13 protein-coding genes are annotated in these 18,400 nt (G+C 53.9%); 8 read left to right on the top strand and 5 right to left on the bottom strand.

Going from position 1 to position 18,400, the window contains the following annotated elements:
• The first annotated feature begins 88 nt into the window (after positions 1–88).
• Genes KDX30_RS16015 through KDX30_RS16005 form a run of 3 tightly spaced genes read left to right on the top strand, consistent with a single transcriptional unit; the run spans position 89 to position 3,983 of the window.
• Positions 89–1,105, top strand: a complete 1,017-nt coding sequence (locus KDX30_RS16015) for a glycosyltransferase family 2 protein (protein WP_231676881.1) — start codon at positions 89–91, stop codon at positions 1,103–1,105.
• The gene (locus tag KDX30_RS16010; RefSeq protein ID WP_231676880.1) at positions 1,081–1,440 is read left to right on the top strand and encodes an EamA family transporter; all 360 of its coding nucleotides are present in this window, start codon (positions 1,081–1,083) and stop codon (positions 1,438–1,440) included. The genes KDX30_RS16015 and KDX30_RS16010 overlap by 25 nt, the downstream gene beginning before the upstream one ends.
• A complete protein-coding gene (locus KDX30_RS16005; protein WP_231676879.1) occupies positions 1,437–3,983 on the top strand; it encodes a DUF7657 domain-containing protein in 2,547 nt (848 codons plus the stop codon). Before KDX30_RS16010 ends, KDX30_RS16005 begins: the two co-directional genes overlap by 4 nt.
• A gap of 2 nt (positions 3,984–3,985) precedes the next feature.
• Here KDX30_RS16005 and KDX30_RS16000 read toward each other — a convergent pair whose 3' ends face one another.
• The 4 genes from KDX30_RS16000 to KDX30_RS15985 all read right to left on the bottom strand — a co-directional run bounded on the left by KDX30_RS16000 (position 3,986) and on the right by KDX30_RS15985 (position 11,464).
• Positions 3,986–8,347: a glycosyltransferase gene (locus KDX30_RS16000; protein WP_231676878.1), complete on the bottom strand. Its 4,362-nt coding sequence runs from the start codon at positions 8,345–8,347 to the stop codon at positions 3,986–3,988.
• On the bottom strand, positions 8,313–9,707 hold the full coding sequence (locus KDX30_RS15995; RefSeq protein ID WP_231676877.1) for an ABC transporter ATP-binding protein: 1,395 nt from the start codon (positions 9,705–9,707) through the stop codon (positions 8,313–8,315). The genes KDX30_RS16000 and KDX30_RS15995 overlap by 35 nt, the downstream gene beginning before the upstream one ends.
• Positions 9,697–10,443 carry an ABC transporter permease gene (locus KDX30_RS15990; protein WP_231676876.1) on the bottom strand — a complete coding sequence of 249 codons (747 nt, stop codon included), beginning with the start codon at positions 10,441–10,443 and terminating at the stop codon, positions 9,697–9,699. The genes KDX30_RS15995 and KDX30_RS15990 overlap by 11 nt, the downstream gene beginning before the upstream one ends.
• A 121-nt stretch (positions 10,444–10,564) precedes the next feature.
• Positions 10,565–11,464 (bottom strand): glycosyltransferase family 2 protein, encoded by a 900-nt coding sequence (locus KDX30_RS15985; protein WP_231676875.1) that lies wholly within the window; start codon positions 11,462–11,464, stop codon positions 10,565–10,567.
• Positions 11,465–11,971: 507 nt separating this feature from the next.
• On the opposite strand from KDX30_RS15985, the gene KDX30_RS15980 reads away from it, so the two are divergent.
• The gene (locus KDX30_RS15980; protein WP_231676874.1) at positions 11,972–12,763 is read left to right on the top strand and encodes a substrate-binding domain-containing protein; all 792 of its coding nucleotides are present in this window, start codon (positions 11,972–11,974) and stop codon (positions 12,761–12,763) included.
• Positions 12,764–12,898: 135 nt separating this feature from the next.
• On the opposite strand, the gene KDX30_RS15975 is transcribed toward KDX30_RS15980, so the two are convergent.
• A complete protein-coding gene (locus tag KDX30_RS15975; RefSeq protein ID WP_231676873.1) occupies positions 12,899–13,357 on the bottom strand; it encodes a metallophosphoesterase family protein in 459 nt (152 codons plus the stop codon).
• Positions 13,358–13,995: 638 nt separating this feature from the next.
• Between KDX30_RS15975 and KDX30_RS15970 the strand changes: the two genes are divergently transcribed.
• The 4 genes from KDX30_RS15970 (at position 13,996) to KDX30_RS15955 (ending at position 18,346) form a co-directional block, all read left to right on the top strand.
• Complete coding sequence (locus tag KDX30_RS15970) at positions 13,996–15,249, top strand: OprD family porin (protein WP_027900142.1); 1,254 nt, start codon at positions 13,996–13,998, stop codon at positions 15,247–15,249.
• Positions 15,250–15,530: 281 nt separating this feature from the next.
• Positions 15,531–16,358, top strand: a complete 828-nt coding sequence (locus tag KDX30_RS15965) for an NAD-dependent epimerase/dehydratase family protein (RefSeq protein WP_231676872.1) — start codon at positions 15,531–15,533, stop codon at positions 16,356–16,358.
• Between the two features lie 35 nt (positions 16,359–16,393).
• On the top strand, positions 16,394–17,281 hold the full coding sequence (locus KDX30_RS15960; protein WP_231676871.1) for a glucurono-1,5-lactonase: 888 nt from the start codon (positions 16,394–16,396) through the stop codon (positions 17,279–17,281).
• Positions 17,282–17,335: 54 nt separating this feature from the next.
• Positions 17,336–18,346: a TRAP transporter substrate-binding protein gene (locus tag KDX30_RS15955; protein WP_122705407.1), complete on the top strand. Its 1,011-nt coding sequence runs from the start codon at positions 17,336–17,338 to the stop codon at positions 18,344–18,346.
• Positions 18,347–18,400: the final 54 nt, after the last annotated feature.

Below are 18,400 nucleotides of genomic sequence, written 5' to 3'. Positions count from 1 at the left end.
AACGTACTACACAGACTTTCGCTCATCAGTATTAGCGTTGTTTTTTCTGGATCGGTTATTGATCATTTAGCAGAAGGCAGCCAATACAATGACGTCAAATCTGGTTTATCTGGATCCAAGAGTCGCGGTAGTCATTCCTTGCTTCAACGTTTGCAAACACATACTGACCGTCATTCAACTGATTGGCCGTGAAGTAACCCGCATTTATGTCATTGATGACTGCTGCCCGGAGGGCACCGGCCAATTCGTCAACGATCGGTGTACCGACCCTCGTGTGAGAGTGATTTTTAACGCCGAAAACCAAGGCGTTGGAGGCGCCGTAATGACCGGTTATAAAGCAGCCCTGGCCGAAGAGATGGATATCATCGTCAAAGTTGACGGCGACGGACAAATGAATCCCGCGCTGATTCCTGACTTCATCGCGCCTATTCTTTCCGGGGAAGCGGATTATACGAAAGGCAACCGCTTCTTCGACCTGGAAGAAATACGGCAGATGCCCACCACTCGCCTCCTGGGAAACACTGCGCTTTCTTTCATGACCAAACTGTCCTCAGGCTACTGGGATCTCTTCGACCCCACCAACGGTTACACCGCGATTCACTCAGATGTCGTTCGCCACTTGCCTCTTAACAAAATCAGCACCCGCTACTTTTTTGAAACCGACATGTTGTTTCGTCTTAATACCCTCAGGGCCGTCGTTGTCGACGTTCCGATGGATGCACAATACGCTGACGAAGTCAGCAACCTGAAAATTTCCAGAGTCGCAGGCGAGTTTCTGGCAAAAAATATTCGCAACACAACCAAGCGTATCTTTTATAACTATTACCTTCGCGATATGTCATTAGCGTCCTTCGAACTGCCTGTGGGCATCGGATTATTAGTATTTGGAACAGGCTTCGGCATAGGGCACTGGATTGATTCAATTAACACAGGCATCGTGACCTCCGCTGGCACTGTCATGCTCTCTGCTCTGCCTGTTTTGCTAGGCACACAGTTGATACTCGCTTTCATTGGTTATGATGTTCAGTCCATCCCCAAGCGCCCCCTTCACTTAAAACATCACCACTTCAATAAGTCCGAATGGAAAAGAACAATCCAACCATGACCTACTTTATTGCGTTTCTCTGTGTCCTGGGTCTCGCAGCCGGGCAAGTCCTTTTTAAACTCAGCGCCACTGCATTGAATAAAACGGGATCTGTCACTGACCCGACCGCGATGAGTTATTTTTTTGTCGCACTTGGCTTATATGGCCTGACGACAATCGGGTGGGTATGGATACTGCAGAAAATTGAACTGGGCCGCATTTATCCATTCATGGCATTGGCGTTCGTGATTGTGCCCATGGCGAGTCATTTACTGCTGGGTGAGAAGTTTCAACCCCAATACTTCATCGGTGTCGCACTCATCATCGCGGGTATTGTGATTGCGGTGCGAGCATGAAAACAAAAAAGGGACCGCTAATGCTCCGCTCCTACGCCGCCCTGTTTCAGGGTCCTCTCAAGACTTTATGTACACCGTGCCTGGTCATACTTAGTCTATTTCTATCTGGTACGAGCTGGGCATCCTCTCCCCCAACCGAAACAAAAGTCATTGGGTATGGCCATGTCGACTCTGTCACTTTCGACGGCCAGCGTGTTACCGCATTAGGGTGGGCGGCGGACGTTCAGGTTGACCAGCCCATCAACATGATAAATATCTTCCTTAACGGCCAAGCGGTGTATATCGGCTCCTTTGAGCGCTTTCCCAGGCCAGACGTCGCTAGCGTGACAAGCAGACCTGACTGGCTTAACTCAGGATGGAAAGCGTCTTTTGAGTTACCCGATGAGGTAGAACCTGGCGAATATGCTGTTTCCGCCAATACCCGTACTAGAGTCGGTGAGTCGTTTGTGCTGGTCCCCTCTGCCGCTGCGCAAACACTTTCCATTCCGCAAACTCACAAGAATCACAAAAAGCTGGTCCTCACAGTGAAGCTGACCCTGCTCGGAGGAATTCTTTTCCTGATCGCAGGTTTCATCAAATCGGCGGTTAGCACCCAAGGGATTAATCGAAGGTTTTCTACCGGCCTATCTGAGCCCGCCATGTTCACTGCATTGGTGCTGCTCGTCTCATGCCTCTTCGTGGGCATGGGATTGACAGGGTCCTCATTATCACTGGGCCAGGCCAGCTCACCGATTATAGAAATGGATGGCACCAACATCATGGGCCAGGATCAACCAATACGCAGCGATGAGTGGATGGTTCAAACCCCTTTGGCGATTGCCCAATTCAACCATGTACCACGATTTCCGGTGGTCAATAGAAACATTGGCGAAGATGGCCAAAACATGATGGTCACCAGCATGACCAGTGTTCCTGTCGCTCATATCACAGCACTGGCGAAACCAGCGACATGGGGATTCTTCGTTTTCGACTTGAGGCGCGCGCTGTCATGGAACTGGATCTTCCCGATTGTCAGCTGCTTCCTTGTTCTGGCGTTTGTACTCAATAGGCTTTCAGAAACGCACTGGAAACAAGGCTTCCTGTTTTCAGCTCTGTTTTGTTGTGCGCCTTACGTCGTCGCGTGGTCATTTTGGCCGGCCTACACAGTGTTCTTCCCTTGTGTGATATTTCTCTGCGCACTGAAAATCCTCACGACCTCGTCTGTCAGCAAACTGATCACACTGGGCGTGTTGTCAGGCATCGCAATCGCCGGATTCTTTTTGATTCTGTACCCGCCCTGGCAAGTTTCGGTCGGCTACGTGTTCGTCGCGCTGACCTTGGGGGTTTTAATCAGGGACAAGCTTTATAAGCGACTGACCATGCCGAGAGTAATCACCTATCTATCTTCCGCCGGGGTAGCCGGCATCATCATCGCGGCATGGTGGCTAGATGCGAGCGAGACCGTTCAAGCAATGGCTCAAACGGTCTATCCGGGGCAACGGCTGACAGTCGGTGGAACGGCGACGCTCCCTTTGGTACTGAGAGGTTTTACAAATATTCCGACATTGCTGCAGTTGAACAGCCTGATGAGTAATCAAAGCGAGATCGCCAGCTTTTACTATCTGCTATTGCCATTGGCTGCGCTTGTAGCACTACGAGCGGTACAGAATAGCCTCTCAGCCGTTGAGTGGTCGCTCACAGCTATATGCGGCGTATTGCTTTATTACATGTTTGTCGGGCTACCGGCGAATCTCGCTAAATACTCATTATGGGGAAGCTCATCACCCTATCGGGCTGACCTGGCCTTAGGCTTGGCCTGCTTGATGCTTACTCATCTTTTACTGAATAAAAAAAATCAGCCGGAGGAGGCAACTCAGACCACTCAGGTCTTCGCCTTTGTAGTGTCCACTGCATGGGTCTACGTCGTATATCGCAGCCTGAGCCAACTGGACAGCTCGCTCACGTCGGGTATGCCGTCGAGCCTGACCATACTGATACTGCTCGTCACTGCAGCCCTTGGCTATACGTTGCTGACCAATCAATTCAAACCTTTCATCCTTATGAGCCTGGGACTTTCACTGGCCACCACCGTGAGTTTTCACCCCATTAACATTGCACCCGCCAAAGCTGGTCTGCAGGCAACGCACGCAGCCGCGAATACATTGACCAGCACGCTGAAAGGTAAAAGGGTCGTTGTTCTGGAGAGCACGACGCCCGCCATGTTTCTCATCGCATCTGGAGTAGCCGTGATAAACGGGGTGAATTACGTCCCACAGAAGACACTGTGGAGCAGGATGGACCCAGAAGGAAAACAGAGCAGTATTTACAACCGATACCAGCATCTCGCATTCACTGGAGCTCAGGCTCCGACCGAACCCTACCGACTCAGTAACCCCCATCCTGATATCGTCATGGTGACCCTGAATCTGGCAACGTTCGATTTTCGTCTGACGGGTGCCAACGTTGTCCTCGCTCCTGAGAACGACAAATCAAGACTTGATGAAAACAAAGGGCTTTCGTTTGCAGGTACAGCCACTGGCTGGAGCTGGTTCACTGTCAAATAAAGCTAAACCCGCGGCGGCCACGCCAGGCCAAAATCTTCGTGGTCCAGAGTCAAATTGGGGTTGTAGGCATAGTCCGCTTTGATCTCTGGCCACCTTGAGAGCATGTAATCGACTTCCTGCTTGAAGCGCTTTTTCTTGAGCCGTGTATCTTCTGCGCCGCGAGTGGCCGACTCGTGGTGATATAGCTCTGCGAACGGCGTAAACACATTTACATAACCGGCTTCCCGCAGACGCAAACAGAAGTCGACGTCATTGAAAGCGACTTTAAGGCTAACTTCGTCCAGCCCGTTTACCTGCTCGAAAACCGACTTCCTTATGACCATGCACGCTGCGGTCACCGCGGACATTTCCTGAATCAAGGAGGCACGACAGAAATAACCGTACTCGCCTCTGGGCAAGCATTTATGGGAGTGTCCGGCGACCCCACCAATACCGACGATGACGCCACCATGCTGAAGCCGGTCATCGGGATACCAGAGTCGAGCGCCCACCGCTCCCACACCAGGCAGCAGCGCAAATGAGACCATTTCATCCAGCCATTCGGGACTGATGACCTCAATGTCGTTATTGATCAGCCCCACCAGTTCGCCACGTGCCTGGCTCACCGCGAGGTTATTCAGCGCCGAATAATTGAACGGTCGCTCATCGCGTATCACCAGCACATCAGCCTCGCCTTCAAGCTCCGCAAAGTAGCGAAGCGATTCATCGTCGTCAGAGCCGTTGTCCACGAGAATGATTTCGTAGTTTTCATAGGTCGTCAGCAGCCGAATGCTCTCGATGCACTGCTTGACCAGTGCATGCGCATTGCGCGTTGGGATGATGAGACTGACCAATGGCAAAACCTCTGGCAACCGATGACGAACCCGATACAACCCCATGGGCAGCAATTCTGCGTGAGCAGCCATGGCTTGACGTTGCAAATGTTCATTCAGCGCCTTGAGGCCAGCCTCTGCAGCATAAGGCTTTTGATCACCCCCTTGGGCAGTGCTGCCCGGATGGATGCGCCAGTGATAAAGCACTCGTGGGATATGGATGATCTGTCCGGGCTGCAATTGCTCCGTGCAGCGCATGGCCAGGTCATAATCCTGCGCGCCCTCGAACCCCAGGCGAAAACCTCCGACCCGCTCGACAATGTCGCGCCGGTAGACGGCCAAGTGACAGATCATGTTTTGCGAGCGAAACAAAAAAACGTTCCAGTCAGGCTTGAAATAAGCGCTGCTGCGGTTGCCCTGCAAATCGATCTTGTCTTCGTCCGAATAGATCAGACCCACTCCTGGACTTTCCAGAATAGTGCGTGCCACCCAGTACAGAGCGTGCTCTGCGATCAGGTCATCGTTGTCCATCAGCGCAAGGTACTCGCCGCTGGAGAGCTCTATCGCTGAGTTACTGGCCGCGCAGATGTGGCCATTGTGTTCGCGAAAAACCACCTTGATCTGTGGGTCATCAAGCTGTTCAAGGTATCGCCGGACATCTGCACGGGTAGAAGCGTCATCTGCAATGCATAGCTCCCAATGGGGATAGAGCTGATAGCGGACGCTCGCAATGGCCGCGCACAGTAAATCCAGTGGCGGATCGAATACTGGCATGATGATGGAGATCAGCGGCAGTTTTTCCCACGTACGAATATGCTCGGTTATTTCCCAGCGCGACTGAACAGTCAAGGTGTCATAGCGCTTGATCCAGGCGGCATAGTCATGGCGGCCGGGCACTTCTGTACCTGGCGGCTTTTCGCCCTGTCCGTGATCCGTACTGCTGAACCAGCGTACGCGGTCAGCGAGCCCCTTTAGCCCGTGCTGCATGAGGACGCGAATAACCCTGGCCATGGTGGCCGACACCCCGCCGCCACGCTGGACCATCGAAGGGACCAATGTCGAGATACGCTTGACGCGCCGGATGGCACTCATCGATTTACGCACAGGGGCTGAAAGTCTGCGGCTGTATGAAGATTCCAGCGCAATGACGTGCAGATTCAAATGATGGATGTGGGTATCTTTTTCGATCTGCAGGGTCAGCAATTCTTGCTTGAGGCGTTCAATCTGAGTGCTTTGCTCATTGGCAAGGCAGACCTGATCGCTTAAAAGGCGCTCGACGGTCTCTGTTGTTTCATGCCCCTTCTCAATGGCACTACTGGCCACCCCATGCGTGCCACTTCTTATACCCCCAACGCTCTTGTCAAACGCCTGGATTTGCTCAGCCGCCGATGCCTGTGAGGTCTGGAGCGCCTGTTGATACTGGCTGATGGCATTGAGCTCAACACTGACCAGCCTGGCCATGACTTCATCTGTGTAAAGCACCAGATCCAGCTGCAGGCTGAACTGCTCGATATCACCAATTAAAGCCAGGTCAATCGGTAACTCCAGATAGGGATCATCATCCAGGCTCAGGAAGAAGACCGGCGTACCGGACTTGTCGACCTTCATCAGCCCGGAGGTAGCAATCAGACTCTCGACCTCACGATCCCATGCCCACACTTCGTTATTGCCCCTGAGCAGCCGGACATTATCCAGCGCAAACGATACCTTCTGATCCACCGGGTCGAGCCTTAAACGCCGTGGACGAGACCGCATCGTCGCGAAGGAAAAATGCAGCTGTTGATGTCCGGGGACCAAGGTGTGTGCGATAGATAAGTACTCTTTGAATTCGCCATCTCCATTGCTGTAGTAGAGCTTGGCTTGCAGAGGAGCCTGAGCGGGCACAACCTTCTGGTTGATTGGCTCATCGGGTTTCCAATCGAGGAAATCACTGGCTGCACGTCCGGTCACAAACGCTTGAAACTCTGCCTCGCGGCCGATGTACCGGGTCAGGTCAGCGTCTGAAACCAAAATACCGGCTCTACGCAAACTCTCACGAACAAAAAAACGGCGAGTGGGCGGTATGGTGCTCGGGTGGAACGGGGTGGCATTGGCAATCAGCAACAGCAATGCGCGCAGCAGGAGATGCCCCAACTCCACGCCCCCGGAAATTTCCCATTCAACATCGATCAGTGATGGTTCGTCATCTTCAGTAATCAGGATATTGTGGGGAACGGCATCGATGAATGTATCAGGGAGCCTTTCATTGGCCTGAGTCAGTGCGAGCGGCTTATTCTCTGCGTTAAGCAGCGTTCTCAATACGTGCAGGTATTGATCGAGAAAGAGGCCAATGTCGTGAATATTCCAATCAGGGGTAGTCGCGATGTTCAGAAACAACTGACTCAACGGTTTACCGTTGACGTACGCATCCACCTTGGAAAGACGGTGCCGAAAATCGCCTGCATAGGCGTCATGTACTGAGCTGACCAAGGCCACATGGTGAACTTCAATGCCGCTCGTCGTACTGACAAAACGGGTTTCTTTGCAAAACACAGGCTTTCGATTGGTATTGTAGTGATACGCCAGAACTTCGGGATTCAGCGTCGCGGCATCCGAGCGAGTAGCCGCTACCAGAAACGAATTGGCAAGCTCTGTGCCCAGCCCGTTTTCAATCACCACAGGCCACGTGCGCTCCAGGTTGAAGCCGGTCACACCAGGCAGTTGAGGGTCTTTTTTGACGTTCTGCCAAGCGAGCGCTGCTGCGTCAAATGACTCGATCTCAAAGCCATGCTCGGTGGTTATCGAGTTAGAGAGTTTGTAATCCGGAGCTGGATAGAGAAACTCAGCATGATAAAAGCCCGCTAGCCGGAGCAGGCTGTCCAGCTTTTTACGGCCGAATGTTTGCGGTTGACCTTTGATGTATCGGCCCTCAATGCCATACATAGGCACGGCGATATGGTCCTCTGGCGCGCCAGCGAAGTACTTCAAGCCCATTTGGTTCTCGATGGCTAGAATCAGCTTGCCATCAGGCGACAGAAAGTCATGAACACGTTTAAGCATACTGAGCACGGGGTCGCTGTCGCGGCTGAACACACTCGCATATTCCAGTACGCCGATTAGCGTGATGACATCGAATTTCTCATCACTTAAAAAATCATCGAAACGCTCGGCGACAATCCGCACATTTGGCAAATCCCGGGTGCGGCTGGCTACAATCTGCGCACGGCGAATACTGCCCTCCAGACTCAGAACCGTACCGCCACATTCCCCAAGGTAGCGACTGATAGCACCGCACCCGGCACCGATTTCAAGTACGTGCCCCGAAAGGTATTGCTCAAAAGGACGCAGAATATTGGCCCGTGCCGTGCCTAGGTGATAGAGCGACGCCCAGTCAGAGCAATGCTGGCCAAGTTCTGTGGATAACACTGAAAGGTCTTCAGCCTCCCGGATAATCCGCGCAATTCGCTCTTCGCTTTCATCACCGTCGCTGTAAGAAAGCCCCTGATAGTCGTCGCGTACCCATATGCCGGTTTCAGAATTAAAGCGGTATCCCTTCTCTTGCAGCTTGATCATTTTCAGGCACCTGATCGATATCCATAGTGACGGCCAGATCTATAAGGCCAAGCGCTTGCGGGGTTGGAGGCACGACAAAGTGAATTGAGTCGTAGCGGCGATCATGGGGAACGATGTCCTCCCCCCTGCGAGAGGCAACACCGACGGAAATGAAGTAGTCGCCACTGGCAAGCCGGTTGACGAACGTCAGAGAAGCGATGGCATCGGAATCGGCCGCGCCAAGCGATTGAGTTGCTGGACAGGAGAGCAACAAAGAGTTGGTGCCATAGACTGTCACGCCCTCCTTGGTTTTTACCGTGAAACCAAGGATGGGATTGACGACCATTTGGTGGAAGCGAATAGCCAGATGCAAAACCACTTCGGCACCAGGCTCAATGAACGCAGGAAAGCAGCGATCATTGGCGACGAGATGAAAGTCCAGCACGCTGGCGGCACCATCCCCCCAGCGATACTCATGGGCGTTGAATCCGTCACGGGTGGCATAAGCGCCAGACTCGAAGAGCAACCGCGTTTTTGCATCCAGCCGGGAAGAATCCAGTGAGGGCACAGCAGCCAATTTCCCTGAACGGGCCTGCAGCAGCTCGGCAGGCTTGTCCCGGCCAAAAAGGATATCCAGATAACGGTTAATGACAGTTCTTGGCGACCCAACCATTTCTAACCGGCCCTGCTCCAGCAGAACTGCGCGATCGCAGTGAGTTACCACCTGCTCGCTGGCGTGAGTAACCAGCAGAATACTGGTCCCGTTGTTTTTCAATTGCCGCAAGCGTTCGAAGCACTTGGCCTGAAAACGTGCGTCTCCCACAGAAAGAGCCTCATCGACGATCAGGATGTCGGGATCGACCTGAGCCTGTACGGCGAAGGCAAGGCGTACCACCATCCCGCTGGAATAGGCCTTGACCGGTTGTTCGATAAATTCACCAATATCGGCAAACCCGGCGATGGCATCAAAACGCTGGTCTACCTCGTCACGACTGAGCCCCAGCACCGCCGCGTTCATGTAAACATTTTCCCGCCCGGTGAACTCGGGGTTGAAGCCAGACCCCAACTCCAGCAGCGCGGCTATCCGCCCACGGGTCTGAACGACGCCAACGGTGGGCGTCAAGGTGCCGCAAATAATTTGCAGCAACGTGGACTTACCTGAACCGTTGCGCCCCACGATGCCAACGGTCTCACCACGTCGAACCTCGAAATCAATATCGCGCAGGGCCCAGAACTCTCTGCCGTAGGCGGTAACCTCTGATCCAAGTTTGCGTTGCAGGCGGGGAATGATGGAGTGTTTCAAACGATCGAAGGGTTTGTCGTAGGTATGAAAGCATTTGGATATGCCGGACACACTGATAACGTTTTCTTCAGATGACATCGGCAAACCCCTTGCGGGTTTTCTGGAAAAACCAGAACCCCGCGGTGGCAATCACTACTGCGATCAACATCGCCCACGCGAGGCTTTCCCACTGCGGGAATTTCCCGAACAGCAGCACATTGCGGCTTTCTTCGATGATGTACGTTAACGGGTTCAGTTTTAGCCAGGGTTGATACACCTGAGGCAACGCAGCCACTGGATAAAGCACGGGCGACAGGAACAACAGCACTGTGGTCAGCACCACAATCACTTGCCCCACATCCCGGAGGTAAACACCCAAGGCAGCCAGCCCCCAACTAATCCCCAGAGTTGCAATGATTAATGGCAGCAATATCAGCGGAAAAAACAGTGCACTGAACTGCAACTGATTCGTTAACAAAAATTGTGCGACTAACAGAACGATCAAACTGATACAGGTATGAAACAGCGCCGAGCCCAGTGTCACGACCATCAGGATTTCCAGTGGAAAGACGACCCTCTTTACATAACTGCTGTTTAAGATGATCAACGTGGGCGAGCGGTTGGCGCACTCTGAAAATAATCCATGCACAATCATTCCTACGAATAACAGGATTGCAAAACCGCCTTTGCCCGTTTCCTGCCCAACCCAGCGAGCTTGAAATATTTCCGAAAAGACAAAGGTGTATACAGCGAGCATCAAGACCGGGTTGAAGAAAGACCACGCCAGCCCCAACACCGAACCCCGATAACGACCGATGACCTCTCGTTTGGTCATGACCAGTATCAGTTGACGGTAGTGCCACAGGCTGTGAACAAGGCTCAGAGGACCGGCCCCAGTGATGCGGCGAGGGGGTATGTTAATAAGAAGTTCCTTAATAAGTTATCGGGAGCAGTGTTCAAACCCCGTTGATGAGGGTGGCCAGCAGCAGCCCCAGATTGCCCAGCAATGTCTGGCGGTAGACGCCTGAACGCTTGAGACTGAGCAGGCGACCAGGAAAGTGTCGGGAGCGCAGTGCCTTGAATGCCTCCAGAGTGAGACGATTCTCGTCAGTAAGGCGATGCTGAATCGTCTCCAGGCCCGCGATATTGACCGCATTCCAGTGTCGAAAGCGGCCCTGAAAAAGCATGCGAATCCGAACTATCCGTGCAGCCCATCCGCGATTTGAACCGACCAGATTGGCCCCGTGCTGCCGGTAGTGGACATAAGGGGTCACGTCATAGAAGACATTGCCGCCTACACCCGTTATCAGTATGTAAGCCCACCAGTCGTGGGAAACGATATCCAGATGTTGTCCGGCCTCTTCCAGTAGAAGTCGCGCTGCGTGGTTCAAGACCATGGTATTGCCGCCACCGATATTCTGAACCAGTGCATTGGCAAACGACGGTGGACGCCGAAACAGTGGCGAATATCCCAATACCTGCCCCCGCTGATCGACCAGTTCGGTACGACCAAAATACAACGCCGGAATGGACGCAGGGACGCTGTGCAGCCAGGCCAACGCTGCCTGTAACTTTCGTTCATCCCAGACATCATCCTGATCACACCAGGCGTAATAACTCGCTGACAGTTCTTTATTGCACACTGTCGAAATAAAGTTACGCGCAAACCCCCTTTGAGGCCCTCGCCACAAGCTGACTTTATCTTCACCCCAGAGGTATCGATAACGGTTGGTTATATTAACCGTGGCATCTTCTGAGCCATCATCAGAGATCGCGACATGCCAATCCTGACACGTTTGTTTTTTGATAGACGCCAGCTGCTTCTCCAGAAAACCCTGCCCGTTGTAAGTGCACATGAGTATCAAAACTGAAACACATACTGGAGGTCGCTGTGTCACGTCTCCATTGCGGCAGCTTAATGGCGCCATGGCTACCGCATTACAACGTCCACCTAGGCAGTCATTAGTTAAGGAACACTCAGAGATTTCATCTACACGCGAACAACCATGAATACTGCACGAGGTTCCGGGCAAATGATCGTTGATCATTGTCGGGTCACCTTGGCAAAGGGTAGTGCCTATTTGTGTCAGTCAGTGTGGCAGTCTAAACACACTTTAGTCTGGCAGAGCGATGAGTGGTCGCTATAACTGCAATTCGTTGAAGTTTATCGCTTAATTAATCATTGGCGGCAGTTACAGTTTGACGCGTGTTAAGTTTATGAAACATAAACTGTATCACCCGCTTAACTACCACTGTTCATAAGCGTGTCTTCAGTCGTGGATTTTTCGGGTCGATAACCGCGCAATATTAGTGGCTTTGCCACATAATCGTCGGGTTTTCTCCACTGCAAGGTCTATCTTCACATGCCAAAAATTCTTTCCTGCCTGCTCGGCGCTGTCCTTTCCTTCTCTCCTGTGGCACTGGTCAGCGCCGCGACGGTAGCCAAGCCTGTTTCTCTGGTCGTCCTCAGTTCCGGCGGCATCATGGGCGCGTTCAACGCGATAAGCAGCGATTATGAGCAGCGTACGGGCGTGCGTCTGGTGGCGGAGGCTGCGCCGTCAATGGGTGCTACGCCCCAAGCGATACCTAACCGCCTGGCTCGCAATGAACCTGCCGACGTTGTTCTCATGGTTGGCTCGGCACTGGATAAACTGATCAAGAACGGCCAGATCGATCCCAAGAGCCGCGTCGATCTGGGGAAATCCTACATTGCCATGGCCGTGCGTCACGGTGCCCCCAAGCCTGATATCAGCACCATGGAAGCCTTCAAGCAGACGCTGATTGATTCAACCTCCATCGCTTATTCGGACAGTGCCAGCGGCGTTTACCTGTCCCGTGTGCTCTTCAATCAGATGCATATAGGTGAGCTGATGCAGACCAAAAGCCGCATGATTCCTGCTACCCCGGTGGGTGAAGTGGTCGCACGTGGTGAGGCCCAGCTTGGCTTTCAGCAGTTGAGCGAGCTCAAGCAGGTTGAGGGCATCGACATCGTTGGTTTGATTCCCGATCAGGCGCAACAAATGACCCTGTATTCAGGCGGGGTTTCGTCGCGCAGTACTCATCCGGAACAGGCTAAACAGTTGCTGGAATACCTGGGCTCGCAGGCTGCAGCTGACGCGATCAAAAAAAGCGGGCTGGATCCGGTGGCGAAGTAACGGCTCATTATTGCCTGAGCTGACGCAATTTGTAGGAGCTGCCGAAGGCTGCGATGACGGCGTGTAAGGGAAAAAACATCGCAGCCTTCGGCAGCTCCTACAAGGATATCGTCAAGCCAAAGACTTAGAGATCGTTCACACCACCAACTCAATCAGCTCGGCCCTTATGCCTTGCTCGTCGATATGCAGCAAAGCGACTGAAATCGGTAATTTGAAACGCCGAGGACCAGCGCTGCCCGGGTTGATGAATAACACGCCAGCCCGCTGTTCGATCAGCGGTTTGTGGGAGTGCCCAACAACGACAACGCGGATGTCGTCAGGCAATGACTGGGGAACATCAGCGGGGATGTGAGTGACGTAAATGCCAATGCCTTGCGCCCGCAGGACCGCCGAATAAGGGACGTCGCTGGCCCATGCATCGTCCTGGTCGTTATTGCCGCGCACAACAGTCAGCGGCGCGATGGCGCGCAATTCTTCCAGAATCTCAGCCTTGCCAATGTCACCGGCATGAATCAGTTGCTCACAGCCTTTGAGTGCATCCAGCGCCTGCGGGCGCAACAGGCCGTGCGTGTCGGAGATCAGGCCAATTTTCATGATCGGGGCTCGTGCTTCCTGAACGTAAGGGACTGAGCATATCGGTAAATGGGGGCTCTGGCACATCGCGCGACCAGTGAGTCCGTGGGACCGAATTTATTCGGGAAAGCGGCATTCCGCACGGTACATAGACTGGGAACGTACCACCCCTTCGCGAATGAATTCGCTCCCACAGAACCATGTCTGCAGGCCAGCATGGAATATCCCACAGTCAAATGCCAACCGCCCGTCTCGCACCTGCTGCGATACCGGGAGCACGGCCTAAAGGCTTATTGACAAACATCAGGCGGACTGCAAATATCGCGAAAAGTTGTACGACGACAGATAACAAAAATAACAATAATCAGGGAATCACACGTATGACGAACCTCGTTCGCACCCCGCAATACTCGCGCATAAAGCGTCCCTTACACTCAGTGTCCAGCGGTAGCTTTTGCTCGCGCTCCCGATCAAGTCCGGGATCCCCCCTCTTTTATCAAATTCGCTGACGGTTAATCCGTTTCGAAGTGAAGACTCGTCTGCAGTAGCGGCCCGAGTCTGAAGCCCCAGCATGGGGGCACCTTGCACTTTTCCACAGGACAGGCCGTTCAAGTGCCGGAGGAGAAGTGCTTTGTCAAAAAAATGGGAGCACAACAATAATGAGATCTAAAAACAAGCGTTCGCTGGCCCTTCTCGGGCTGGGCACCATGAGCCTGACGTTCCCGCTGATGGGCATGGCCGAAGGTTTTGTAGACGATACCAAAGCGACGCTGACTTTTCGTAATGCCTACTTCAACCGTAACTTCGTCGACCCGGCGAATGCGCAGAGCAAGGCGGAAGAGTGGACACAAAGTTTTATTCTTGATGCCAAATCCGGGTTCACTCAAGGCGTAGTCGGTTTCGGGATCGATGTTCTGGGCATGTACTCGGTGAAACTCGATGGCGGCAAAGGCACGGGCGGTACGCAACTGCTGCCGATCCACGATGACGGTCGTCCGGCCGATGACTTTGGACGCCTGGGTGTCGCGGCCAAAGCGAAGGTTTCCAAAACTGAATTGAAAGTCGGCGAGTGGATGCCGGTTCTGCCAATCCTGCGCTCGGATGACGGCCGTTCGCTGCCACAGACGTTCCGTGGTGGGCAGATCACCTCCAAAGAACTCGATGGCCTGACCTTGTACGGTGGTCAGTTCAGGGGCAACAGCCCGCGTAACGATGCGAGCATGGAAGACATGTCGCTCAATGGCCGGGGTGCTTTCCAGTCTGATCGCTTCAACTTTGGTGGCGGTGAATACGCCTTCAATGAAAAGCGCACCCAGGTTGGCCTGTGGTATGCCCAACTCGAAGACATCTACAACCAGAAGTTCATCAACGTGCTGCACAGCCAGCCTATTGGTGACGTGACGCTGGGCGCGAACCTGGGTTACTTCTGGGGTAATGAAGACGGCAACAAACTGGCTGGCGATCTGGACAACAAAACCGCATACGCTTTGTTGTCTGCCAAATACAAGGGCAACACCTTGTACGTGGGCCTGCAGAAAGTCAGCGGTGATGACGGCTGGTTCCGGGTCAACGGGACGAGCGGCGGCACGCTGGCAAACGATAGCTACAACGCCAGCTATGACAACGCCAAGGAAAAATCCTGGCAACTGCGTCACGACCTGGACTTCGCCATCTTCGGCGTGCCCGGCATGACTTTGATGAACCGCTACATCAGCGGTGACAACGTCCACACTGGCGCGATCACCGATGGCAAGGAATGGGGTCGGGAGTCAGAACTGGCGTACACCGTACAAAGCGGCACGTTCAAGAGCCTGAACTTCCGGTGGCGCAATTCTTCCATTCGTCGCGACTTCAGCACCAACGAGTTCGACGAAAACCGGGTATTCATCAGCTATCCGCTGTCGCTGCTTTAAGCAACAAACTCTACTCCCTGTAGGAGCTGCCGGAGGCTGCGAAGCATTTGTTCTGACACACCGCCATCGCAGCCTTCGGCAGCTCCTACAAGTATCCTGTTGGCCGGGCGACTGTGGTGTGTCAGAGATACAAGACGATCCCGGCGGTCGTTCGTCTTCGTCTCGCCAACCAGCCATCATTTCGACCTAAGTCGCGTTGACAAAGCCATACACGACTGCAAATAATCACCGGAAGTCATACGACAACAGATGACAACTAATAAGAATTGCAAGGGAATCTCATGACAACGACTCATACCGCCCAAACTCCCTTCAATCGCCTGCTACTGACAGGTGCAGCAGGCGGTCTGGGCAAGGTTCTGCGACAAAGTCTGCGGCCTTACGCCAAGGTCCTGCGACTGTCCGATATCAGCGAAATGGCCCCCGCCGTTGACGCCAGCGAAGAAGTACAACCCTGCGATCTCTCCGACAAGCAAGCCGTTCATCAACTGGTTGAAGGTGTAGACGCAATCCTGCATTTCGGCGGCGTCTCGGTAGAGCGTCCGTTTGAAGAGATCCTCGGTGCGAATATCAGCGGTGTCTTCCATATCTACGAAGCCGCCCGTCGCCACGGCGTGAAGCGTATTATTTTCGCCAGCTCCAACCATGTCATTGGTTTCTACAAGCAGGATGAGACCATCGACGCGCTCTCCCCTCGCCGTCCGGACAGTTACTACGGTCTGTCCAAATCATACGGCGAGGACATGGCCAGCTTCTATTTCGACCGCTACGGCATCGAAACCGTGAGCATCCGCATTGGCTCGTCGTTCCCGGAACCGCAAAACCGCCGAATGATGAGCACCTGGCTAAGCTTCGACGACCTGACGCAACTCATCGAGCGCTCGCTGTATGCGCCGAACGTCGGCCACACCATCGTCTATGGTGCTTCCGCCAACAGCAACGTGTGGTGGGATAACCGGTACGCCGCCCACCTCGGCTACCACCCCAAGGACAGCTCGGAAGTTTTCCAGGACAAAGTTGAAGCGCAGCCGATGCCTGCTGCTGACGACCCGGCGATGGTTTATCAGGGTGGCGCCTTCGTTGCATCAGGCCCCTTCGGCGACGACTGAGAACCGATAAAAAAACAATAAAAGGACAGGGCGACATGGATGCTGAATTGATTCTCGACGCACAAAACGCCACGGGTGAAAGCCCGGTGTGGAGCGCCAGGGACAAGGCTCTTTATTGGGTTGATATCCCGGCGGGTAAGCTTCATCGCTGGGACTCGGCCCATGACAGCACCCAAAGCTGGAAAGCACCGCAAATGCTCGCCTGCATCGCTCGTTACGATAACGGCGACTGGATTGCCGGTATGGAAGACGGTCTGTATCGCCTGACCGAAAGCGCCGACGGCACCTTGAGCAGTCGTTCTCTGGCCAGCGTCGATCATGCGTTGCCTGGCATGCGCTTCAACGATGGACGCTGTGATCGCCAGGGCCGCTTCTGGGCCGGCACCATGTTGATGGACATGGCCGCAGGCGCATCGGTCGGCGCGATGTATCGTTACAGCGCAGGCCAGAGCGAAGCGCTCACGGCACAACTCACTGACTTCATCGTACCCAACGGCCTGGCGTTCAGCCCGGACGGCAAGATCATGTACTTGTCCGACTCGCACCCCAGCGTGCAAAAGATCTGGGCGTTCGATTACGACACCGACAGCGGCACGCCCCACAACCGCCGCCTCTTCGTGGACATGAACCACTATCTGGGCCGCCCTGATGGCGCAGCGGTCGATGCCGAAGGCTGCTACTGGATCTGCGGCAATGATGCGGGGCTGATTCACCGCTTCACACCGACTGGCAAGCTTGACCAGTCACTGGTTGTGCCGGTGAAGAAACCCACTATGTGCGCCTTCGGCGGATCGAATCTGGACACGCTGTTCGTGACCTCGATTCGTCCCGGTGGCGACATCAGCGACCAGCCACTGGCCGGTGGCGTCTTTGCCCTGAGACCCGGAATCAAAGGCTTGGAGGAGCCTGCCTTCAAGGGCTAATGCATCACACACAAATCCACCAGCACCACAAAAACAACAAAACTGGAGTTATCCATGGATTTCAAACGCAAGCTTCTCATCGCCGCACTTCCACTGGCCTTCTGTATGTCGGGCCTGGCCCAGGCAGAAGTCAAAATCAAATTCGCCGAAGTTCACCCCGCCGGCTATGCCCCGGTAGTGGCCGAACAGAACATGGGCAAAAAGCTAGAAGAGCAGTCCAAAGGTGAGATTAGCTTCAAGATGTACCCCGGCGGCGTGCTCGGTTCAGAGAAAGAAGTGGTTGAGCAGGTACAGAGCAACGCCATCCAGATGACCCGTGTCAGCCTGGGCATCGTTGGCCCGGTAGTGCCTGACGTGAACGTCTTCAACCTGCCGTTCGTATTCCGCGATCAGGCGCACATGCGCACCATCATCGACGGTGAAATCGGTCAGGAAATTCTCGACAAGATCACCAACTCGAACTTCAACATGGTCGCACTGGCGTGGATGGATGGCGGCACTCGCAACCTGTACACCAAGAAGCCGGTGCGCCAGATCTCAGATCTCAAGGGCATGAAGATCCGTGTTCAAGGCAACCCGGTATTCATCGAGACCATCAATGACATGGGCGGCAACGGTATCGCCATGGCCACCGGCGAAATTTTCAGCGCTTTGCAGACTGGCGTTATCGACGGTGCAGAGAACAACCCGCCGACTTACTACCAGCACAACCACTATCAGAACGCCAAGTTCTTCACCATCACCGAGCACTTGATCCTGCCTGAGCCGATCGTGATGGCCAAAGACACCTGGAACAAGCTCAAGCCTGACCAGCAGGCACTGGTGAAAAAGCTGGCCCGTGAGGCTCAGGCTGAAGAGCGCGTGCTGTGGGACAAATCTTCTGCCGATGCTGAAACCAAACTCAAGGCCGCTGGCGTGGAATTCATCACGCTGACGCCTGAGCAGAAGAAAGCCTTCTACGACGCCACCCAGCCGGTTCGCGACAAGTTCGGTGCACCTTACAAAGACTTGATCAGCCGTATCGAGGCTGTGCAAACCGACGCATCCCTGGCCGCCAAAAACTAAGCAGCCTGACAAGCCAGTCCGATAACGCCGCGGGGGCGAGTGCAAGCTCGCTCG

The organism is Pseudomonas quasicaspiana (genome assembly GCF_021147825.1).
In the GTDB taxonomy this organism is placed as follows: domain Bacteria; phylum Pseudomonadota; class Gammaproteobacteria; order Pseudomonadales; family Pseudomonadaceae; genus Aquipseudomonas; species Aquipseudomonas quasicaspiana.
This window is presented reverse-complemented; position numbering and strand designations above follow the sequence as displayed.